The sequence below is a fragment of the Paenibacillus sp. FSL M7-1455 genome, assembly GCF_038004655.1.
Taxonomy (GTDB): Bacteria; Bacillota; Bacilli; order Paenibacillales; family Paenibacillaceae; genus Paenibacillus_AQ; species Paenibacillus_AQ cookii.
Window position 1 is genome coordinate 752,409 of record NZ_JBBORO010000001.1, and the last position, 20,862, is coordinate 773,270.

The 20,862-nt window shown below is 56.2% G+C and carries 18 protein-coding genes and 1 riboswitch; of the genes, 13 read left to right on the top strand and 5 right to left on the bottom strand.

Going from position 1 to position 20,862, the window contains the following annotated elements; all coding sequences use genetic code 11:
- Nucleotides 1-35: 35 nt before the first annotated feature.
- Nucleotides 36-1,241, top strand: a complete 1,206-nt coding sequence (locus NYE48_RS03290) for an ornithine--oxo-acid transaminase (protein ID WP_036712810.1) — start codon at nucleotides 36-38, stop codon at nucleotides 1,239-1,241.
- Nucleotides 1,242-1,247: 6 nt separating this feature from the next.
- Entirely contained in the window at nucleotides 1,248-2,147 is a 900-nt protein-coding gene (gene rocF / locus NYE48_RS03295; protein ID WP_340996869.1) for an arginase, read from the top strand.
- Nucleotides 2,148-2,249: 102 nt separating this feature from the next.
- Here the strand turns inward: rocF and NYE48_RS03300 are convergent, their stop codons facing one another.
- Entirely contained in the window at nucleotides 2,250-2,627 is a 378-nt protein-coding gene (locus NYE48_RS03300; RefSeq protein WP_052147143.1) for a MarR family winged helix-turn-helix transcriptional regulator, read from the bottom strand.
- A 669-nt stretch (nucleotides 2,628-3,296) separates the two neighbouring features.
- On the opposite strand from NYE48_RS03300, the gene NYE48_RS03305 reads away from it, so the two are divergent.
- The 5 genes from NYE48_RS03305 (at nucleotide 3,297) to NYE48_RS03325 (ending at nucleotide 9,741) form a co-directional block, all read left to right on the top strand.
- On the top strand, nucleotides 3,297-4,592 hold the full coding sequence (locus NYE48_RS03305; protein ID WP_340996872.1) for a homocysteine synthase: 1,296 nt from the start codon (nucleotides 3,297-3,299) through the stop codon (nucleotides 4,590-4,592).
- Nucleotides 4,593-4,833: 241 nt separating this feature from the next.
- Nucleotides 4,834-5,991: a hypothetical protein gene (locus NYE48_RS03310; protein WP_340996875.1), complete on the top strand. Its 1,158-nt coding sequence runs from the start codon at nucleotides 4,834-4,836 to the stop codon at nucleotides 5,989-5,991.
- Between the two features lie 298 nt (nucleotides 5,992-6,289).
- Nucleotides 6,290-8,257 (top strand): heavy metal translocating P-type ATPase, encoded by a 1,968-nt coding sequence (locus NYE48_RS03315; RefSeq protein ID WP_340996877.1) that lies wholly within the window; start codon nucleotides 6,290-6,292, stop codon nucleotides 8,255-8,257.
- Nucleotides 8,258-8,497: 240 nt separating this feature from the next.
- Nucleotides 8,498-9,439 (top strand): thioredoxin-disulfide reductase, encoded by a 942-nt coding sequence (trxB, locus tag NYE48_RS03320; RefSeq protein ID WP_212951883.1) that lies wholly within the window; start codon nucleotides 8,498-8,500, stop codon nucleotides 9,437-9,439.
- Between the two features lie 65 nt (nucleotides 9,440-9,504).
- Entirely contained in the window at nucleotides 9,505-9,741 is a 237-nt protein-coding gene (locus tag NYE48_RS03325; protein WP_036712815.1) for a glutaredoxin family protein, read from the top strand.
- Between the two features lie 199 nt (nucleotides 9,742-9,940).
- On the opposite strand, the gene NYE48_RS03330 is transcribed toward NYE48_RS03325, so the two are convergent.
- The gene (locus NYE48_RS03330; RefSeq protein ID WP_373316247.1) at nucleotides 9,941-10,144 is read right to left on the bottom strand and encodes a hypothetical protein; all 204 of its coding nucleotides are present in this window, start codon (nucleotides 10,142-10,144) and stop codon (nucleotides 9,941-9,943) included.
- A gap of 234 nt (nucleotides 10,145-10,378) precedes the next feature.
- Here NYE48_RS03330 and NYE48_RS03335 point away from each other — a divergent pair, with 234 nt between their 5' ends.
- Both NYE48_RS03335 and NYE48_RS03340 read left to right on the top strand, forming a co-directional pair.
- A complete protein-coding gene (locus NYE48_RS03335; protein ID WP_340996881.1) occupies nucleotides 10,379-11,014 on the top strand; it encodes a bifunctional 4-hydroxy-2-oxoglutarate aldolase/2-dehydro-3-deoxy-phosphogluconate aldolase in 636 nt (211 codons plus the stop codon).
- Between the two features lie 150 nt (nucleotides 11,015-11,164).
- Nucleotides 11,165-12,310, top strand: coding sequence for a transglutaminase domain-containing protein (locus tag NYE48_RS03340; RefSeq protein ID WP_036712820.1), 1,146 nt, complete (start codon nucleotides 11,165-11,167; stop codon nucleotides 12,308-12,310).
- 67 nt (nucleotides 12,311-12,377) lie between these two features.
- On the opposite strand, the gene NYE48_RS03345 is transcribed toward NYE48_RS03340, so the two are convergent.
- Together NYE48_RS03345 and NYE48_RS03350 are read right to left on the bottom strand one after the other, a co-directional pair.
- A complete protein-coding gene (locus NYE48_RS03345) occupies nucleotides 12,378-13,841 on the bottom strand; it encodes an amino acid permease (protein WP_212951881.1) in 1,464 nt (487 codons plus the stop codon).
- 132 nt (nucleotides 13,842-13,973) lie between these two features.
- Nucleotides 13,974-14,183, bottom strand: a riboswitch (Lysine riboswitch).
- A gap of 110 nt (nucleotides 14,184-14,293) precedes the next feature.
- Nucleotides 14,294-15,430, bottom strand: a complete 1,137-nt coding sequence (locus tag NYE48_RS03350; protein WP_340996887.1) for a virulence factor — start codon at nucleotides 15,428-15,430, stop codon at nucleotides 14,294-14,296.
- A gap of 217 nt (nucleotides 15,431-15,647) precedes the next feature.
- Here NYE48_RS03350 and NYE48_RS03355 point away from each other — a divergent pair, with 217 nt between their 5' ends.
- Together NYE48_RS03355 and NYE48_RS03360 are read left to right on the top strand one after the other, a co-directional pair.
- Complete coding sequence (locus tag NYE48_RS03355) at nucleotides 15,648-16,610, top strand: MBL fold metallo-hydrolase (protein WP_340996889.1); 963 nt, start codon at nucleotides 15,648-15,650, stop codon at nucleotides 16,608-16,610.
- Between the two features lie 87 nt (nucleotides 16,611-16,697).
- Nucleotides 16,698-18,323: an ABC-F family ATP-binding cassette domain-containing protein gene (locus NYE48_RS03360; RefSeq protein WP_340996890.1), complete on the top strand. Its 1,626-nt coding sequence runs from the start codon at nucleotides 16,698-16,700 to the stop codon at nucleotides 18,321-18,323.
- A 195-nt stretch (nucleotides 18,324-18,518) separates the two neighbouring features.
- Here NYE48_RS03360 and NYE48_RS03365 read toward each other — a convergent pair whose 3' ends face one another.
- Nucleotides 18,519-18,704: a hypothetical protein gene (locus NYE48_RS03365; RefSeq protein ID WP_036712824.1), complete on the bottom strand. Its 186-nt coding sequence runs from the start codon at nucleotides 18,702-18,704 to the stop codon at nucleotides 18,519-18,521.
- A gap of 180 nt (nucleotides 18,705-18,884) precedes the next feature.
- On the opposite strand from NYE48_RS03365, the gene NYE48_RS03370 reads away from it, so the two are divergent.
- Nucleotides 18,885-19,796, top strand: a complete 912-nt coding sequence (locus NYE48_RS03370) for a cation diffusion facilitator family transporter (RefSeq protein ID WP_281422520.1) — start codon at nucleotides 18,885-18,887, stop codon at nucleotides 19,794-19,796.
- A gap of 188 nt (nucleotides 19,797-19,984) precedes the next feature.
- A complete protein-coding gene (locus tag NYE48_RS03375) occupies nucleotides 19,985-20,833 on the top strand; it encodes a C40 family peptidase (RefSeq protein ID WP_340996893.1) in 849 nt (282 codons plus the stop codon).
- The last annotated feature ends 29 nt before the right edge of the window (nucleotides 20,834-20,862 follow it).

A 20,862-nucleotide genomic window follows, 5' to 3' on the forward strand; every position in this document is an offset into this window, starting at 1 on the left:
CAGGGCGAAAAGATCACATGATGGGATGTGCAGCTATGGCAACAACGGAGCAGGTACTGCAAATGATGGACTGTCACAGCGCAAGCAACTATCTTCCGCTGCCGATCGTGATAACCAAGGCGGAAGGAGTATGGGTAGAGGACGCGGCCGGCCGCCGTTATCTGGATCTGCTGAGCGCGTATTCCGCGCTGAACCATGGACACCGCCACCCTAAAATCATACAGGCGCTTAAGGAGCAGGCGGATAAAGTCACGCTGACTTCAAGGGCGTTTCATAGCGACGCGCTGGCGGCATTCGTGCGGAGGCTGGCGGAAGTCACCCGAAAAGAAAAAATCCTCGCGATGAACACCGGCGCGGAAGCGGTGGAAACCGCCCTCAAGCTGGCGAGGCGCTGGGCGTACAGGGTAAAGGGCGTTCCGGAGAACCGCGCGGAAATCATCGTCTGCGACGGCAATTTTCACGGCCGGACGATCACCGTCACCTCCTTTTCGACGGAAGCGGCGTACAAACGCGATTTCGGCCCCTTCACGCCGGGGTTCAAAAGCATCCCTTACGGCGATTTGGAAGCGCTCCGGGCCGCGATTACGCCGGATACGGCCGCGTTTTTGGTCGAGCCGATACAGGGCGAGGCGGGAATCATCCTTCCTCCGGAAGGCTTTTTGTCCGAGGCGTATGAACTTTGCCGTAAACGGAACGTCCTTTTTATCGCCGACGAGATCCAGACGGGATTCGGCCGGACGGGCAAAACCTTTGCCTGCGATTGGGAGGACGTGGTTCCCGACGTCTATATTCTGGGCAAAGCGCTTGGAGGGGGCGTCCTGCCGGTTTCCGCGGTCGCGGCCGACGGGGAGATCATGAACGTGTTCGAGCCCGGCTCGCACGGTTCGACCTTCGGGGGAAATCCGCTTGCGTGCGCGGTCGCGCTTGCGGCGCTGGACGTGTTGGAGGAGGAAAAGCTGGCGGAGCGCTCGGAGGCGCTTGGGCGCATGTTTATGAAAAAGCTTACATCGATCTTGCATCCCGATATCGTTTCGGTCCGCGGGCGAGGCCTGCTGATCGGCATGCAGCTGTCGGTGCCTGCCAGACCGTATTGCGAAGCTTTGGCCCGGATCGGCGTGCTGTGCAAGGAGACGCATGAAACGACCATCCGGCTGGCGCCGCCTCTGGTCATTGCCGAGGAAGAACTCGACTTCGCGTTGAGCCGGATCGGGGAGGTATTTGCCAATCAAGGGAGGGCTTGAACCCATATGCCTGAGCAATCCATTTCCATCATCCGGGTGCCGTTCGGGCTCGGCGCAGGCCGGCCCGGCAGCGAACACGGCCCGGACAGCATCATGAAATTTGGACTCGCCAAAAAATTGGCGGGTCTCGGTTACGATGTCGAGGCGGATCGGTCCATCCGCCTGCCGGAGGGCGTCCGCTCGCCTGCCGGGACCAAAATGAAACATGTTCAGGAGGTTTTGGCCGTATGCGCCCGGCTTGGCGAAGCGGTCTCCGAAGCGGTGGCAGACGGCCGCATTCCGCTTGTTCTGGGCGGCGACCACAGCATTGCCATCGGCTCCTTGGCGGGATTAACCCGGCATTACGGCAACATGGGCGTCATTTGGGTCGATGCGCATTCCGATCTGAATACCGAATCGACGAGCCCGTCGGGGAACATGCACGGCATCTCGCTAGCGGCAGGACTGGGGCTTACGCATTTGAAGCTGAAACAAATCGCCGAAGGCGCCGCCTCCTTAAAAGCGGAGCATTGCGTCATCATCGGCGCGCGCGATTTGGACCGGGACGAGAAGGCGCTTATCCGTTCCTGCGGCCTGACCTGTTTCACGATGCATGAAATCGACCGGCTCGGCATCGAGCAGGTGGTTCGGGAAGCGCTCCGGATTGCGGGCCAGGGGACCGACGGCGTGCATCTCAGCTTCGACATCGACAGCGTCGACCCGATCGAAGCGCCGGGAACGGGGACGCCCGTCCGCGGCGGACTCAGCTACCGCGAGGCTCATTTGCTGCTCGAGCTGCTCAGCGAGTCGGGGGCGGTCACTTCGGCCGACTTCGTGGAGGTGAATCCGCTGCTGGATCGCAACAACCAGACCTCGAAGCTGGCCGTGGAACTGATCGGCTCCTTATTCGGCAGCCGGATCCTGTAAAACCCAAAAACACCATTGGCCGGGGCAGCTTGCCCTCATCGATCCAATGGTGTTTCTTTTTTTGCATGTGTTTGCGTGCACCCGGCTGCCCGTTGGAACGCCTTATCGGGTTCCCCTGGCAGCTTTCATGGCGTCTCCCCGCTGGTATTCGATCAGTTCGCCCAGCTGGCGGATCGCGTCAAGCAGTTCGTGGGTCTCTTCGTTCGTAAAGCGTTCCACCGTTTCAACGATCCGCTCGGCGCTTAAGTCCGTGAGCTGCTTCAGCACCTGCATTCCTTTTTCCGTTATCGTAATGTTGACGTAGCGCCGGTCAGTTTCAGAGCGGTTCCGTTCGATCAGCCCTTCATGCACCAGCTTGTCGCAAATCTGCGTGATTGCGCTGGTCGTCAGGCCCGTCACTTTCACGATATCCGTACCGCGCTGGCTGCCGTTATTGTGCAGATATTGCAGAATAAACGCTTCGGTGGTGCTCAACTTCATCTGCCGGACAATCCCCGTGTAATCGATGAGACGAGGTAACCTGTCCATAAGTTCACAATATCGGTCTGCCAATTCTTTAGATGAAGAATGCAAGCTCATCACCCTCCTGCATATAACGGAATAATGGTTTTATATGTTTTCGGACCGGCTTGTATGGTTGTCGTCATGGTAGCCTTTTCACGACCGGACGTCAATATATATCAGTAATACGGGAATCGGGCCGATTCGTTGCGCTTGCAGGGAAATATTGCTTTTTTGCCGATATTCGCGGAGCGGGACTTGACAAAGGCAGGGCAAAAGCGCTATGATTTTTTCTGCACTATTGAAAGGTAAGCTTATTTAAAATAAGCCCTTACTAATCAAACGATAGAATTATGCATAAAGCTTCATATGGCATGATTCGATATCGGCAACTCTCTCTAATATTCTCAGGGTTCTTTTTTTAGAACAGCCGCCCAAGCGGCTGTTTTTTTTTTGCATGCAGCCAAGGAAACCGATCGCGGAAATCCCGGTCTTTTGGCCGTTTCGGGCCGTAAATGAAACAATTCTCATTAATTTAATAGGAATTATCATTTTTTACCTTTTCAAACGCTGGGGAGTATGAGAAAATATAACCAAAAATTGACGCTAATGGCGATTGATTGATGCGAGAAAAGGGAGGATTTTACCATGTCCAACGAACGTCCATTATCTTTTGAAACCTTAGCCGTGCATGCAGGGCAAGAGATCGATCCAACGACGCTTTCCCGAGCCGTGCCCCTGTACCAAACGACGTCCTACGGATTCCGCGACAGCGAGCATGCGGCGAATCTGTTCGCGCTCAAGGAATTCGGAAACATTTACACGCGTCTGATGAACCCGACGACCGACGTGTTCGAGCAGCGGGTGGCTGCGCTGGAAGGCGGAGTGGGGGCCCTTGCGACCTCTTCGGGACAGGCGGCCATTACCTTTTCCGTATTGAACATCGCAGGAGCGGGAGACGAAATCGTGTCTTCCTCCACGCTGTACGGGGGGACGTACAACCTGTTTTCGACCACGCTGGCGAAGCTCGGCATCAAGGTGCATTTCGTCGACGCAAGCAATCCGGAAAACTTCCGCGCCGCGATCACGGATAAGACCAAAGCGCTGTACGCGGAGTCGATCGGCAATCCGAAAGGGGATGTGCTGGACATCGAAGCCGTGGCCCAAATCGCCCATGACAACGGCATTCCGCTCATTATCGACAATACCTTCCCAAGCCCGTATTTGCTTCGTCCGATCGAACACGGCGCGGATGTGGTCGTCCACTCGGCGACGAAATTCATCGGCGGCCACGGCACGTCCATCGGCGGCGTCATCGTCGACGGCGGCAAATTCGACTGGGCGCAAAGCGGCAAATTCCCGGGCCTGACCGAACCGGATCCAAGCTACCACGGCGTCGTTTATACGCAAGCCGTCGGACCGCTGGCATACATCATCAAAGCGCGCGTGCAGCTGCTTCGCGACATGGGCGCGACGATTTCGCCGTTCAACTCCTGGATGCTGCTGCAAGGGCTTGAAACGCTGCATTTGCGCATGGAGCGCCACAGCCAAAATGCCCTGAAGGTGGCGCAGTTCCTGGAAAACCACGACGCGGTGGAGTGGGTAAGCTACGCGGGTCTTCCAAGCCATCCTTCGTACGAACTCGCGAAAAAATACCTGCCGAAAGGCCAAGGCGCGATTTTGACGTTTGGCATCAAAGGCGGCAAAGAGGCCGGACGCAAAGTGATCGAAAACGTCAAACTGTTCTCCCACCTCGCCAACGTGGGCGATTCCAAGTCGCTGATCATCCATCCGGCAAGCACGACGCATCAGCAGCTGTCCGAAGAGGAGCAGATTGCGGCCGGCGTCAATCCGGAAATGCTGCGCCTGTCCATCGGCACCGAAGCGATCGACGATATTTTATACGATCTGGAGCAGGCGATCGCCGCCAGTCAGCAATCATAATATAGAGGTTCAAAAGGAGACAACCGCTCGATGTTTCGAGCGGTTTTTTATTGGGCCCGGGAAGGGTCGGGCGGCCTCGGAACTTGTCATCCGTTGCGGTTATATTTCGCGCCCCCCGCTAATATGGTGTAAGGTAGGGCTCACTGCAAACGGGCTCATTTATCCGGGAAAAGAGGGTGGACTGCCAAACATGAGGAATGGTCGGTGTCAGAATAACTGCTGCCAAAGCGGCTCCTGCTCGATGTCTTCTTTTATGGAAGCGATTTATCCTGTTGACAGGCAAAATGACGGCATGTCCCTGCAGGATGAAGGGCAGGCGCGGGCATGCTCCTTGCCGGAGATTGCGTCGCTTGTAGAATTGGTCCGAATCGAGTCCATGACGAAAGAGGAGGCGATCCGCGCCGCCGACCCGTATTCGATCGGGAGCCTTTTGCGCGAGGCCGAGCCCTTTTCAGGAGATCAGGGCGATCTGGGGGCGCCGGAGCTTTTGCTCGGATGGTGCGACGATGCGCGCGGCATGGGCATTTTTGCCGAAGATTGGACGTATCCGCCGGAACAGGCCGAAGCGTTGTCCGGGACCGCCGGTTTGACGCTGCTGCGGGAGGATGATTGGCTTGCGCGCGGCCATTTGAAGGAGATTTACGAAGAGTGGATCATGCAATATGCCGGTCTCAGCGGGCGGCCGCACCCGAGCATCGCCTGCAGGGAACGTCTGCTGTACCGGTGGAAAGGGCATATGGAAACGGTGCTGCATCACTTGGACGAGAGGGTTTTACGCGTCGCGTTGATTTCCGGGCTCGATATTATGAAGGGACATCCGAGAGAAAAGGAAGCCCTCTCCGATTTAAGGGACATCCAGCTGGAAGCGTTATTCAGAGCCGCGCTGGCTTGCCACCGGCAGGGAATGGAGCATCGGATCGAAATTCTCGTTCCCCATACGTCCGACCCGGAGGCATGGAACCAAACCCATGAATTGATCGAGCGGGTGGCCGAGGAGACGTTGTGCCATCAACGCCGTGCCGTCTCATTCAGCATCGGTGCCTTAATGAATGCGGATATCGCCTGCAGCGCGGCGGCCGACCTTGCTAGAAGCGCGAACCTGCTTGTATTGGATTGCGGCGGGATCAGCGATCCGGAAACGCCATGGCCTGATGATGTCGTCGAACACATCGCCGCGCTTTCGGGTACGATTCGAAAAATAAGGCCGCGCCTCCTGCTGCGCGCGACAGGGCTGCGAAACACGGCCGATTTGCCGGCGGTTTACCGCGCCGGGTTCGCGGAGATTGGCGTTCCGGCGGAGCAGCTTCCCGCTTTCCGTCTGGCTGCGGCGCAGTGGGAAATACAGCAGAGGGCGGGAAGATCCTCAAGCTCCCAGAGTACCATTCGGGTTAAGGGATGATGAATTCGATACTGCATAAGGTGATTGCCTAAAACGGCATTCCCGTATGCAGTTTTTTTGTCTTTTCGTGAACAATGGGCCAGAATATGGGTTTACTTTTTTGCCGGTCCGGCATATAATGCAAGTATAAAGTTGTATGTAGGAAAAATAATTGTATTAGTGCAAAAATGATTATCATTCTCAATGGGACGGTCCCCGTCCTTCATGAAAACATGCTGCTCCGGCTGGTCTGGAGCAGCATGTGCTGTTTTAAGGGCAGTAATAATGTTTTTCATTCTCAAACAGGAAGGTGATTACGATGGAAAATGTACAAAAAATCGCGGCCAAAGCCATAAAAGAGCTTCCTTCATCCGGCAGCGCCAATGCGCCGAATCCGCACCGCAGAAGACGCATCGATCTTCGGAGCATGCTGCTGAACAAGGAAATGCAGGCGGCCATACTCAGCGGCTTGCTTATGATTGGCGGATGGGCGTTCGGCCATGTTTCGGCCGGAATTTCGGTGCTCTTATATATCATGTCCTACGCGGCCGGGGGATGGCTGAAAGCGAAGGAAGGCATCGAAACGCTGATCAAGGAGCGGGAGCTTGACGTGAACCTGCTGATGGTCGCGGCGGCGATGGGTGCCGCAAGCATCGGCTACTGGAACGAAGGCGCGATGCTGATCTTTATATTCGCCTTAAGCGGCGCGCTGGAAAGTTACACGATGGAACGGAGCCGGAAGGATATCTCTTCCTTGATGGCGCTCAAACCCGAGATGGCGCTTCGGATCGAAGACGGCAGGATGGCCCTGGTTTCGATCGATGAGCTGAAGGTGAACGACCTGATCTTGGTGAAGCCCGGCGAACTTATTCCTGCGGATGGCATCATTCAGAAAGGGAGCTCGGCCGTCAACCAGGCCTCCATTACCGGCGAATCGGTGCCCGTCGACAAAGCCGAAGGCGATGAGGTATTTGCCGGAACGCTGAACGGCGAGGGCGTGCTGTATATTGAAGTGACGCAAACCTCGGATGCGACCGTCTTCGCAAAAATCATCCGTCTGGTGGAAGAAGCGGAAAACGAGGTTCCGCAATCGGAACGGTTCATGCAGCGTTTTGAAGGCATTTACGCACGGATCGTCGTGGCGGCCACGCTTGTCATCATTTTTGGGGCGCCGTTCGTCCTTGGCTGGAGTTTCGGGATGTCTTTCTATAAAGCCATGGTTTTCCTGGTCGTCGCCTCGCCTTGCGCGCTTGTCGCTTCGATTATGCCGGCCCTGCTGTCGGCGATCTCCAACCGGGCCCGCCGCGGCATCCTGTTCAAAGGCGGAGCGCACATGGAAAACATGGCGCTGACCTCCGTCGTTGCCTTCGATAAAACCGGCACGCTGACGGCCGGGGAACCCCAGGTCACGGACTTGATTGCGGCGGAAGGGTATGACCGCCTGGACCTGCTGGCCGCCATCGCATCGGTGGAACAGCTGTCCGAGCATCCGCTCGCCAAAGCGATCGTTCGCCAAGCCGAAATCGAGGGCGTCGAGACGCTCCCGGCCGAGTCGGTCACTTCGGTGACGGGCTGGGGGATGGAAGGCATCGTGGCGGGCAAAACCTGGCGGATCGGCAAAACCGACGTGCTGGATCATTTGGACGACCGCGCGGAAGCGGAGCGTTGGAAACGGCAGCGGAGCATCCTGGGCGGCGAAGGCAAAACCGTGTCGGTCGTTATGGACGGAGAGCGGGTAGCCGGACTTGTCGCTCTGCAGGATGTGGTGCGTCCTCAGGCCATCGCCGCGGTCCGCAAGCTTCAGGCGATCGGCGTGAAGGTCGCGATGCTGACCGGCGACCGCGGCGAAACGGCGCAGGTGATCGGCCGGCAAATCGGCGTCGACCTGATTTATTCCGACCTGCTTCCGGAAGAAAAGGTGAAATACGTGAAACAGCTGCGCGAGGAACACGGCCATGTCGTGATGGTCGGCGACGGCGTCAACGATGCGCCGGCGCTGGCCACGGCGACCGTCGGCATGGGGATGGGCATGAGCGGCAGCGGCACGGCGCTGGAGGTGGCCGACGTCGTCCTCATGAACGACAACATCGAGGAAATTGCCGGGACGATCAAGCTTGCCCGCCGCGCGCGCCGGATCGTCAAGCAAAATATGGTATTTGCCATCTCCGTCATCGTGCTGCTGATGGCCGGGAATTTCGTGACGGGCATTGCGCTTCCGCTCGGCGTGGTCGGGCATGAAGGGAGCACGATCCTGGTCATTTTGAACGCGCTGCGTTTGTTGAGATAAATGTCGGAAATTCCCGCATAATGAGCTCCCGGGCCGTCTGGCCGGGAGTTTTCCCTTTAAATAAAGGTTAACAATCGGTTTGAACCCATGTATACTAGTTCTATTGACATTCGTGTCCATTTATATGATAATAATTATCAAATAATAATCATTTTAATTAGTACACTACAAGTGATCCTGGTAACGTCCCGCTTTGAAGCGGACTACTTTCCGGGCACTGCAAGCTTGGAGGGAATCTTTATGTATAAATCCGTAATTATCGGTACAGGACCTGCAGGTTTGACCGCAGCCATCTATTTGGCGCGCGCCAACCTGAACCCGCTCATTATCGAAGGACCGCAGCCTGGCGGCCAGCTCACGACGACGACCGAAGTCGAGAACTTCCCGGGTTTTCCCGACGGCATCATGGGACCGGAACTCATGGATAACATGCGCAAGCAAGCCGAACGTTTCGGCGCGGAATTCCGCACGGGATGGGTCAACGGCGTGGAACTGGGCGGACGCCCGTTCAAACTTGACGTGGAAGGCATCGGCCAAATCGAAACCGAAACGCTGATCATTTCGACCGGCGCGACGGCCAAATATTTGGGCATTCCGGGCGAGCAGGAAAACGTCGGACGCGGCGTCAGCACTTGCGCGACCTGCGACGGCTTCTTCTTCCGCGGCAAAGAAATCGTGGTTGTCGGCGGCGGCGATTCGGCGCTGGAGGAAGCAGGTTTCCTGACGCGTTTCGCATCGAAAGTGACGCTGGTTCACCGTCGCAACGAGCTGCGCGGTTCGAAAATCATGCAGGACCGCGTGCGCAGCAACGAGAAAGTGGAATGGGCGCTCAACCGCACGCCGATCGAGGTTGTCGCCGACGAGCGCGGCGTGCAAGGCTTGAAAGTGCGCAATAACGACACCGGCGAAGAGGAATTGATCGAAGCAAGCGGCGTATTCGTCGCGATCGGCCACCATCCGAACACGGGCTTCCTTGGCGGACAAATCACGACCGATGCCAACGGATATATCGTGGTGCAGCCGGGCACTTCCGAAACGAACATTCCGGGCGTATTCGCCTGCGGCGACGTTCAGGATACCCGCTACAGACAAGCGATCACGGCCGCCGGCAGCGGATGTATGGCAGCGATGGATTGCGAAAAATACATCGAAAGCCTGGAGCATCATACCGCCGTTCTTTAATGGCTTGAAATATTCAGTACGTGATGGATTTTTATATTCAGATTTGACGACGAGGTGACATTTCCATGGAAAAAGCAATCGTATATACCAGCACTAACTGCCCACACTGCCGTCAGGTGAAAAGCTATTTAGCGGAAAAAGGCGTGGAATACGAAGAACGCAACATCGAGCAAAGCGATGAATTCGCCCAGCAGGTATGGGATATGGGCATGCGTGCCGTTCCGGTTACCGTCATCGGCGAACACCGCATTCTCGGCATGAACAAACTGCAGTTCGAAAAGGCTTTGAACGGGCAGGCGTAACGTTCGGCAAATTCAGACCTTTCATCCGTAGAGCAGTCTATGGATGAAAGGTCTTTTTAGATGAACGGCACAAAGGATTCCGCAATAAAAAAAGGGAGTCGCGTTTGGTTCGAAAACCAGCGTAATTCCCTTTTTTTAAAGCCATATTTCGTTCGATCGGAAAAACGTTCGCGGCCAAACGTTCAAAAAGCGAGCGCATTCAAAATAAAAATTTCATGACGATCTGAAAAACAAGGTAAACCGCCACGCCGGCCGCGATCAGCAGCAGCCCGGCTTTTTTCTTGCCCTGGAAAAACCGGAGGATCGCCAAGCTGAAAAGAGGCGCAATGATGATCAGAAACAGCAACACGGTCACGAACACTTCGGCCGATATATTGGAAGTATCCACGTAAGTCACGGACATTCGCTCCATTCATCGATATGGATCAAGCTGAACAACAGACAACCCGGATTTTTGCAAAATCCTCAACATTTCTATTATACCGGAATTTGCCGGAGATTTCCGCTACAAACGGCCGAAAAATGTTGCGATTTTCCGACCGTTGACGTCTTTTGGATTTTCTCGCCTACAGAAGGGAAACCGCCTCAAGCCTGCGAATTATGTTTAATAGAGAAGAGGATAGGGGGCAAGCACGACATGAAATTGATGGACGAGCTTTTATCTTCCCGGCTGGTGGCCATCGTCAGGGGAATTACGCGGGACGAGGCAAGGGTGGCGGGGGCCGGCCTCGCCGCCGGCGGGGTAAAGCTGATGGAAGTGACTATGAATACGGAAGGGGCGCTGGATATCATCCACGATTGGCGCTCGTTATATAACGGCCAAGCTCGCGTTGGGGCCGGGACGGTGCTGAACGTGAAGATGGCCAAGGAAGCGGTATCGGCCGGAGCCGAATTTTTGATCTCTCCCAACGTGGATTTGCACGTCATCCGGTATGCGCTCGAGCAGGGGATCGACATTTGGCCGGGAGCGATGACCCCGACCGAAATCGTTACCGCCTTTTACGCGGGGGCCGAGGCCGTAAAGCTATTTCCGATGGCCAGCCTGGGTCTCGGATATTTGCGCGAAATCCGCGCTCCGCTCAACCATATTCCGCTGATCGTGACCGGCGGGGTGTCGCTCCAAAATATCGCGGAATATTATGAGGCAGGCGCCAGCGCGGTCGGCATCGGAAGCTCGCTGCTGTCGAAAGACGCCTTGGCGGCGGGAGACGCGACCCGGATCGCCGAAAGCGCAAGGGCCTTCGTGCAGGCAGCATTTAAGCCGAATCCGTGAATGACGGATATAACCTGATGCGGGCAAAAGATCAGCCAAATACGCAGTCATATATGTTCCATCATAGGAATAGAGTCAATTCGGAGGGCTAAAAAGCGGCTCGTTGTTACCCGGACAAATATGCCTATTGTAGAGAAGGGAGGGGACTGTATGAGATGGAAGCGGGGATCGGCGGCCAAAATGCTGCTGACCGGCACGCTTATCGCAGCGGTAATACCCCTTTGTATCGATTGGGAGATGGTTTATGCATCCTCGACGACATCAGGCGCCAGCGTGGTCAAAACCGACCAGGAGCTGCAAAACACGCTGCTGCGCGCGATGAATCAACGGCTCGGGCAAATTCAATTTGTTTATCAAGGGAAAACGAATCAGCTCAAGGGGCAGCTGAAACAGGCGCTCGAAGAGGCGCTTGAAAGCGATCCGTACATGAACTATACCATCGAAAGTTACGGTTATTCTTACAGCGGCAGCTCGAAGTCGGCGAACGTGAGCGTTCAATTGAGCTACCGGGAGACGGCGGCCCAAACGGCATATGTCTCCCGGCAGGTCCGGAGCATTTTGGGCGATATGATCAAGCCGGGGATGAACGACCACGAGAAAATCAAGGCGATCCATGACTGGATCGTGCTTCATTTGAAATACGACGAAACGCTGCAGAAATATACGGCTTACGACGGACTGAGCTCCGGCAGCACGGTTTGCCAGGGATACTCCCTGCTAGCTTATAAGATGCTGAAGGATGCGGGCATCACGAACCGGATCGTGGAGGGAACGGCCACGCCGCGGAATACGGGGGTGAGCCAGCTTCATGCATGGAACCTCGTCTTGCTGGACGGGAAATGGTACCATCTCGACACGACTTGGGACGACCCGGCGCCGGACAGGAAGGGAGAGATCGGATTCGGATATTATCTTCGCACCGACGCGCAGATGAAAAAGGACCACGCCTGGACGAAAAGTTATCCGGCCGCGAATACGCCGTACCGGGATACGCTCAAGCAGCTGATCAGGCAGAACGACAGCCGCAAAGGCTTCTACAAGAAGCTGGAGCGGGACCTGGAATACCAGCTTTACGATCCGTCGCAGATCGTCAGCTCCAGTGCCCAGCTGAGGTCCAAAGCGCAGGCCGTGATCAAGCAGGGGGGACGCTCGCTGTTGTTCCGTTATCACGGAAGCAAGGAAGCTTTGGTGGATGATCTGCAGGATCTGTACCGGCTTGGCGTCAATTCCATCTCATACGTGGAAAGCGGACTGGATGAAACGGAGGACTTGCGGGTATACGTGACCTGGAAATAGCATACGTTAAAAAAAGATCCCTCCCGGACTGCACGCAGCAGAAGCGGAAGGGATCTTTCTCGTTTCATTATCGGTTCGGCCGTTCGTGCATCGTCAAGTCGCATTCCTTCAGCGGAATCAATTTGCTGCCTTTGACCCATTTGTATCCGAGCCAAATCACGATAAACAAAGGGACGCTGACGTAGGATACCAACAAACCGTACCAGTCGATTTTCGAACCGGTGAAGGCGCCCGTATTTTGGCCGGCGATGGCGACGATGCACAGGATAAAGGCAAATATCGGGCCGAACGGGAACCATTTGGCGCGGTAAGGCAGCTCGTCGAGCGAATGCCCCTGCGCGATGAAGGCGCGGCGGAACCGGTAATGGCATACGGCGATGCCGAGCCAGTTAATGAAGCCGCACATGCCCGAGGCGTTCAGCAGCCAGTTGTACACGACGCCGTCCCCGAACAGGGAGGCCAGGAAAGCCAGCATGCCGATCAGTCCGGTCATGATCAGCGCGTTGATCGGAACGCCGCGGCTGCTCAGCTTGCCGAATATTTTCGGCGCGAGCCCGTCTTTGGCCATCGCGTACAGCACGCGGGTCGAAGAGTACATGCCGGAGTTGCCTGCGGAAAGCACGGAGCTCAGGATGACAGCGTTCATGACGGAGGCGGCGAAGGCGAGCCCGGCTTTTTCGAATACCAGCGTGAACGGACTGACGCCGATGTTGTTCAAGTCGGTTTTCAGCAGGTTCGGGTTCGTGTAAGGGATCAAAAATCCGATGACCACGATCGCCAAAATATAAAACAGCAGGATGCGCCAAAAGACTTGTCGGATGGCCCGCGGCACGTTGCGCCGCGGGTCTTCGCTTTCTCCCGCCGCGACCCCGATCAGTTCGGTGCCCTGGAACGAGAAGCCTGCGGCCATGAACACGCCGATAAAGGCGAAAAATCCGCCATGGAACGGGCTGCCGCCCAGATTGAAATTGCTGAAGCCGACGGGTTTGCCGCCGAAAATGCCGAAGATCATCATGACGCCGAGCACCAGGAACAGGATGACCGTGGCAACCTTGATAATCGCAAACCAATATTCCGATTCGCCGTAACCTTTCGCGGATAACGCGTTGAGGGCGAACATAAGCGCCAGGAACAAAAAGCTCCAAAGCAGCGACGGGGAATTCGGGAACCAGTATTTAATAATGACGGTGGCTGCGGAAAGCTCGGCCGCAATCGTGACCGCCCAGTTGTACCAAAAGTTCCAGCCGACCGCAAAACCGAAAGCGGGACTTACGAAACGGCTGCCGTACGTGCTGAACGAGCCGGAGTCGGGCATGTAGGTCGCCAGTTCTCCAAGGCTTGTCATCAAAAAATAAACCATAAGTCCGATCGCGGCATAAGCCAGGATGGCTCCGCCGGGACCGGCCGAAGATATCGCGCTCCCGCTGGCAAGAAAAAGTCCGGTGCCGATCGAACCCCCGAGGGCGATCATCGTCATGTGGCGGGCTTTCAAGCTTTGCCTTAGGGAATTCGCAGGTTGTTTGCTGCTCATGAGTGTAAAACTTCCCTTCTGTATGATTTCGTTATGATCATGGAAGGGGATAAACCAGCCCAAAAAGCCCGCAGGGCATGGAATGACCTGCGGGCTGTATGCTTGTCCTCTGGCTTCCGCATCCGTGCATCCATGAAAGATAGCTCAACACGGCCAAACGGCATTCTTAAGCGATGCCGGTTCAGCCGCGACAGTTCTGTCCCTTTCGGGTACAGCCCCAGCATGGCCGTCGATCGGAACGGACCGCCACACTTCGGCGAAAGCGCCCTTCACGGCAGATCGTCGGCGGTTCCTTGCGCCTCCCTGCAGCTACTCATCGCTTTCGCAACCTCTACCTCACCTTTGCAGGATGAGGTTATCTTTACGTTTTCAATTGCTTTTCTATAGTAAAGCAATGCGAAACGTATGACAATAGATATATATGGTAATGCAGCAATAAATCGGCGGGCCGGTCAGGAACGGTTGCGTTTGGCCATTTGCTGCCACACGGTGCCGGCGGCCTGTTCGCCGGATTCGATCCGCTCCAGCGCCATCCGCGCCTGCAGGCTGACCTCGAACTCGGGATCGTCGACCGCTTCCTTCAGCGCGTCTCTGGCGTCCTCCGTTCCGACCTCGTACAGGAAACGGGCGGCCCGCCAGCGGACGATTTTGCTCGTGTCCTTAAGCAGAGCCTGCATGGCGGGCGTTGCCGCCGGATCGCCGATATCGGAGAGCGTATCCCCGGCCGTGCGGCGCACGGTAGGCGAGCTGTCCTTCAGCGCTTCGTACAGCAGCTCCATCGCTTCGGGCGTGCGGATGTCGCCAAGATAAACGACGGCAAGGCGCCGCGTCTGCATTTTCTCGTCGTGGAGAGCCTGACGGAGCAACGGAAGATGCTTTTCCGCCGGCGTCATGCCGTCCAGCGCCGCATAACGGACGCGCCAGTCCGAGCTGTTCATCGCTTCCTTGAGCTCTTCGTCGGTCAATTCGCGCCGCTGCTCTTCGAATTCCTCGCTGCTGGCCCCATGGGCGATCGCTTGGGCGACGACCTGCTTCAGGCGCTCTTCGGGGAATGCCGCTTCCAGCTCCTGCTCAACCTCTTTGGCGATTGTCTTCAGCTCCCCGTAACGGACGCCGTAATCCTTCAGCTTGCGTTCCTTGATCATGGTCGTCGCGGCGACCTCCATCACCGCATCGGTGAATCGCTGGGAAAGCGCCAGACGTTCTTCCTCCATGCCGGATTTGACGCGAATCTGCATCGGAATGCCGCGGAAAAACTGGACCAGCACCTCGGCTTCGCCAAAATGCTCGCCGGCTCCCGCTTCGTCCTCCAGCGCGGCGTTTTGCACGCCTTCCCGCCCGAAGCGTTCCTGCACCTCCCCGAGAATGGCCGACCAGTCGGCATTGCCTTTGCGTTCGAGCGCCACGAAATCCAAGGTGTGGAACACGCTTTTTACGCCTTCGATGTGCAGCATTTCCCGGATCCAGGCCGGGGCCGATCTTTCGTTTTCGAGCGTATATGTTTTGCGGATTCCGGGCTCCAGGCTTTCATCCAGGTGAAGTTTCATGGAGTTCGGACTCGGCGTCGGTTCGATGAATTTTATTTTCATGGGATACAAACCTCCTTCAAGGTAACGGCCATATCAAATATTTCGCCTCATGAATAAGTGTACCTTACTTCGCGATAAACAAAAACCTTTTGCCGCAGGTTCGGCCCCAAAATTTTCAGGAGAGCGGCAGCTTCGGTCAACCGCCTTGGCTGGAAAAAGGCGCCATGTTCAGGGTAAAATGGAAGGGATGAGCCTGAAGGAGAAGGAGGGAGAACATTTGCCCAAAATTCGCTATAAAAATATGGACGATGTCCGGACGGACCATTCCGTGCAGGAGTTCAGGCAGTGGCGAAAGGAACGGAGAGGGAAGAAAAAGGATCTCGCCTTCCGGGTACCCAGCGTGCCTCCCGACATCGAATATCTTCAGGGAAACCGCCGCGAACCTACGATCACGTGGATCGGGCATTCGACGTTCCTCATTCAATACGAGGGCTTGAACCTGCTGACGGATCCGGTATGGGCCAACCGGATGGGACTGGACCGCAGGACCCTGGATCCGGGAATCGCCATCGGCGACATGCCTCCGGTGGACGTTATCCTGATCTCGCATTCCCATTATGACCATTTGCACCTGGCTTCCATACGGAAGCTGTATCGTGAGGGTACGACCTTGATCGTTCCGGCCGGGCTGCGCGCCAAAATGGTCCGCAAAGGCTTCCGGAACGCCATGGAGCTGGGCTGGTGGGAGCAGACGGCCGTCGGCGGCGCGAAGATCACATTCGTGCCCGCCCAGCACTGGACGCGGCGGACGCCTTTCGACACGAATACCTCGCATTGGGGCGGATACGTGCTCGAGCCTGCCGCGGAAGCACGGTCTGCGGCGGACTGCGATCCGGACCCGCCGAAGCGGACCCTGTACTTTGCCGGCGACAGCGGATATTTTCCCGGATTCCGAGAGATCGGAAGCCGCTTCAAGATCGATGCGGCGATGATCCCGATCGGGGCGTACGAACCCGAGTGGTTCATGGCGACGCAGCACGTCAATCCGGAGCAGGCGGTGCAGGCTTTTCTCGATGTCGGGGCGAAAACGATGATCCCGATGCATTACGGCACGTTCCGGCTTGCGGACGATACGGCGCAGGAGGCGCTGGAGCGGATGGAGGCCGAGCGGAAACGGCTAGGCATCGCCGAGGAACGCATCCGGGTGCCGAAATGCGGGGAGACGATGCGGGTCAAGTAAAGCCTAAGCGGCAAAAACTCCCCTTTGCGGGGGCATTTTATGCTATAATGTGCTGAAGCCTATTAGTGAAAGGGATGGTAATGCTTAATGATCAGTACAAGCGGCGTGACGCTCCGTTACGGAAAGCGCGCACTTTTTGAAGATGTGAATATAAAATTTACAGCGGGCAACTGCTACGGCTTGATCGGCGCAAACGGCGCCGGCAAATCGACCTTCCTCAAAATTTTGTCCGGCGAGATCGAGCCGAATTCCGGCGAAGTTCATATGACACCGGGCGAACGGTTGGCCGTGCTGAAGCAGAACCACTTTGAATATGACGAATATCCGGTTCTTGAAACGGTCATTATGGGCCATAGCCGCCTCTATGAGATCATGAAGGAAAAGGATGCCTTGTACGCCAAGCCCGACTTCTCCGAAGAAGACGGCCTGCGCGCGGGCGAGCTTGAAGGCGAATTCGCCGAACTGAACGGTTGGGATGCGGAAGCCGACGCGGCCGCGTTGCTGATCGGTCTCGGCATTACGCGCGAGCTGCACGACAAAAAAATGGAAGAGCTGAGCGGCAACGAGAAGGTGCGCGTGCTCTTGGCCCAGGCTTTGTTCGGCCGCCCGAACAACCTGCTGCTGGACGAACCTACGAACCACTTGGACCTCGAATCCATCCAGTGGCTTGAGAACTTCCTGATGGATTATGAAGGCACCGTCATCGTCGTATCCCACGACCGTCACTTCCTGAACAAGGTATGTACGCATATTGCGGATATCGATTTCGGCAAAATCCAGCTGTATGTCGGCAACTACGACTTCTGGTACGAATCCAGCCAGCTGGCGCTCCAAATGCAGCGCGAATCCAACAAGAAAAAGGAAGAAAAGATCAAGGAACTGCAGGCGTTCATCCAACGCTTCTCCGCCAACGCCTCCAAGTCGAAGCAGGCGACTTCCCGGAAGAAGCAGCTGGAGAAAATTACGCTGGACGACATTCGTCCGTCCAACCGCAAATATCCTTTCATCCACTTCAAACCGGAGCGCGAAGCCGGCAAGCAGCTGCTGACGGTCGACCGCCTGACCAAAACGGTGGAAGGCGAGAAGGTGCTGGACGATCTGAGCTTCGTCGTCAACAAAGGCGACAAGATCGCGTTCGTCGGTCCGAACGGGCTGCCGAAATCGATGCTGTTTGAGGTGTTGATGGGCCGCACGGAACCGGATTCCGGCGAATTCTCTTGGGGGGTTACGACTTCCCAGGCGTATTTCCCGAAAGACAACTCCGAATATTTCGACGGGGTCGATCTGAACCTGGTCGAATGGCTGCGCCAGTATTCCAAAGACCAGGACGAAACCTTCCTGCGCGGCTTCCTTGGCCGGATGCTGTTCTCCGGGGAAGAAGCCCTGAAGAAAGCGAGCGTGCTTTCCGGGGGCGAGAAGGTGCGCTGCATGCTTGCCAAAATGATGCTGAACGGCGCCAACGTCCTGCTGCTGGACGAACCGACCAACCACTTGGATCTCGAATCGATCACTGCGCTGAATAACGGGCTGATCGATTTCGACGGAACGATCCTGTTCACGTCGCATGACCATCAGTTCATTCAGACGATCGCCAACCGGATTATCGAGATTACGCCGACCGGCATCATCGATAAGGTCATGACCTATGACGAATATCTGGAAAGCGAAGAGATCAAGGCGCTCCGCGAAAAAATGTATCCGAACGGCCTGTAGGCCGGCGGCGATGCCGTATATCGAAAAAAGCTGCTAACCCGCCCGGGCGGTCCTCTGTTTTCAAACAGGGGCTGTCCGGCGGGGAGCAGCTTTTTTTTCGTTCATAGAAATTCTATACTTCGGGGTCCCCGCAAAGCCCTTCGAAAAAAAATAATTGCAACGGGTTCGCTTTGTGGGGGAGTTTTCCGCCATGGCTCAAGAGCCTCCGGTGCGGCGGCGTTGGTTGTTCGGCTTTTTATTGTTTTGGCTTTTCATCGCCTGCGGGGAATTTCCTTGAAATCCGCCGGGCTTAAACGATTGGTTCTGCTGTTTTTTCTGTTCCAGCTTGGCGCGGATGGCGTCAGCCAGGCTGACCTTCTTCTGCTCTTTGCTTTCGGACATGGGCAGGCCCTCCCTAAGGTTTATCGTACCTAATTCTATCCGTTTTTGCGGCTCCCCACAAGAGATGTAGAGCATAAAACCTCTTTGCCCGCTGCAACTATGTTTCTCTAGACCCACCCGGGTGGTATTTGATAGGATAGGAAAAGACTTTTTGGAACCCATGTAAAGGTGGCTTCGAAATTGGTGAATATCTATGACGATATACGGAAAGGGGAGCGGGGAGCCTGGATCAGCATCGCGGCTTACTTGCTCCTGTCCTCCTTCAAACTCGCGAGCGGTTATTGGTTTGCGTCCAGCGCGCTGCTTGCCGACGGTTTTAACAACGTGACGGATATCGTGGCCTCCCTGGCCGTGCTGATCGGACTGCGGATATCCCGGAAGCCGCCCGACTCCGACCATGCTTACGGGCATTTTCGGGCCGAAACGGTCGCGGCGCTGATCGCTTCCTTCATTATGGCGACGGTCGGGATCCAGGTGTTGGTCGATGCCGTACGATCCTTGTTTGCCGGCAAGGAGACGCAGCCCGATCTATGGGCCGCCGGAATTGCCGTGGTGTGCGCGGTATGCATGTACGGCGTGTATCTGTACAACCGGAGATTGGCGAGGCAGATTAACAACCAGGCGCTTATGGCTGCGGCCAAGGACAATTTGTCGGATGCCCTCGTCAGCATCGGAGCGGCGGTCGGCATCGTCGGGGCCCAATTCGGGCTGCCTTGGCTCGACATGGTTGCGGCGATCGCGGTCGGCTTGTTGATCTGCAAAACGGCTTGGGATATTTTCAGGGATTCAACCTACCGGTTGACCGACGGCTTCGACCAGGCGGAGCTGAAGGATCTTCGCAGCGCCATCAGCCGCACGCCGGGCGTGGAAGGCATCAAGGACGTCAAAGCCAGGGTACACGGCAACCATGTGCTGGTGGATGTGGTGATTGAAGTGGACCCTCATTTGAGCATCATCGAAGGGCATCGGATCAGCGACGAAATCGAGGACCGGCTGACGGATATGCATAATATCATGAACGTCCATGTCCATGTGGAGCCGAAGGATTTGGATGTTTTGGAACCGGGGCGGCATGGTGCCGTCAAAAAATAGAAGTTATGCGGGCGCCGGGTTGCCGGCGTTTTGTTATTCAACCGGAACAGAATTTTGGGTCTTTAGTCCTGTGAATATCTAAAACATGAATGGGAAATTTGTGAGAAAAGAAGCATGTAGTACATCCTTCCGCATGACTATAATGGGGACAAGAACGCCCATTTTCAGTCAGCATAAGGAGGATTGACATGTTCAACATCAAGAAATGCCTGATCGGCTGCCTGCTGGTTTCCGCGGTGATTCCCGGTGCGGCGCTGCTGCCGGGCTCCAAAGCCGATGCCGCTTCGATTTCGGCGCCAAAGAGCGCGGTCACGCCAACCGGCGTCATTCAGGCGAGCGTCCGGTTGCGGGACAAACCTTCCTCGTCGGGCCAGGTCATCGGATATTTGAAAAACGGGGATAAGGTCACCATTCTCGAAAGCAGCACCGCTTATTTCTATAAAGTAAAAACACCGTCAGGCAAAGTGGGCTATACCAGCTCTGACGAACGATACATAACGGTACCCGGCGAAGCCTCCCCGGGTTCGGTATCCGCGGCCCCTTCCGGCAGCGGATCCGGCGCTCCGCAGGCAACGCCGCCGATCGCCTCGGATGCCGGCGAGGCCATTGAACGGGTGATCCAAACGGGAATGAAATATTTGGGGACCCCTTACGAATTCGGCTCGGACCGCAACCAAACGAATACCTTCGACTGTTCGGCGTTTACCCGCCAAATTTTCAAGGAAGGCGCCGGCATCGTCCTGCCGATGGACTCCCGCCAGCAGGGAGCCTGGGTGAAACAAAACAGCCAAGCGGTATACGATATTGACGGTCTCAAGCGCGGGGACCTGGTCTTTTTTGTGAATGATATCGGGTCTGCGGCTTCGGCGGCCGCCGGCGCCGACAAAGACCATGAGCGGATTACGCACGTGGCGGTGTATCTGGGGGAGGGCAAGCTTCTCCACACCTATTCCCAAAAAGCGGGCGGCGTCGTCGTAACGGATTTCAGCAATTCATGGAAGCTGCGCTTCCTTTTCGGAGGCAGCATCATCAGATAACTTCTTTGGCATCATGCCGATCATCATGG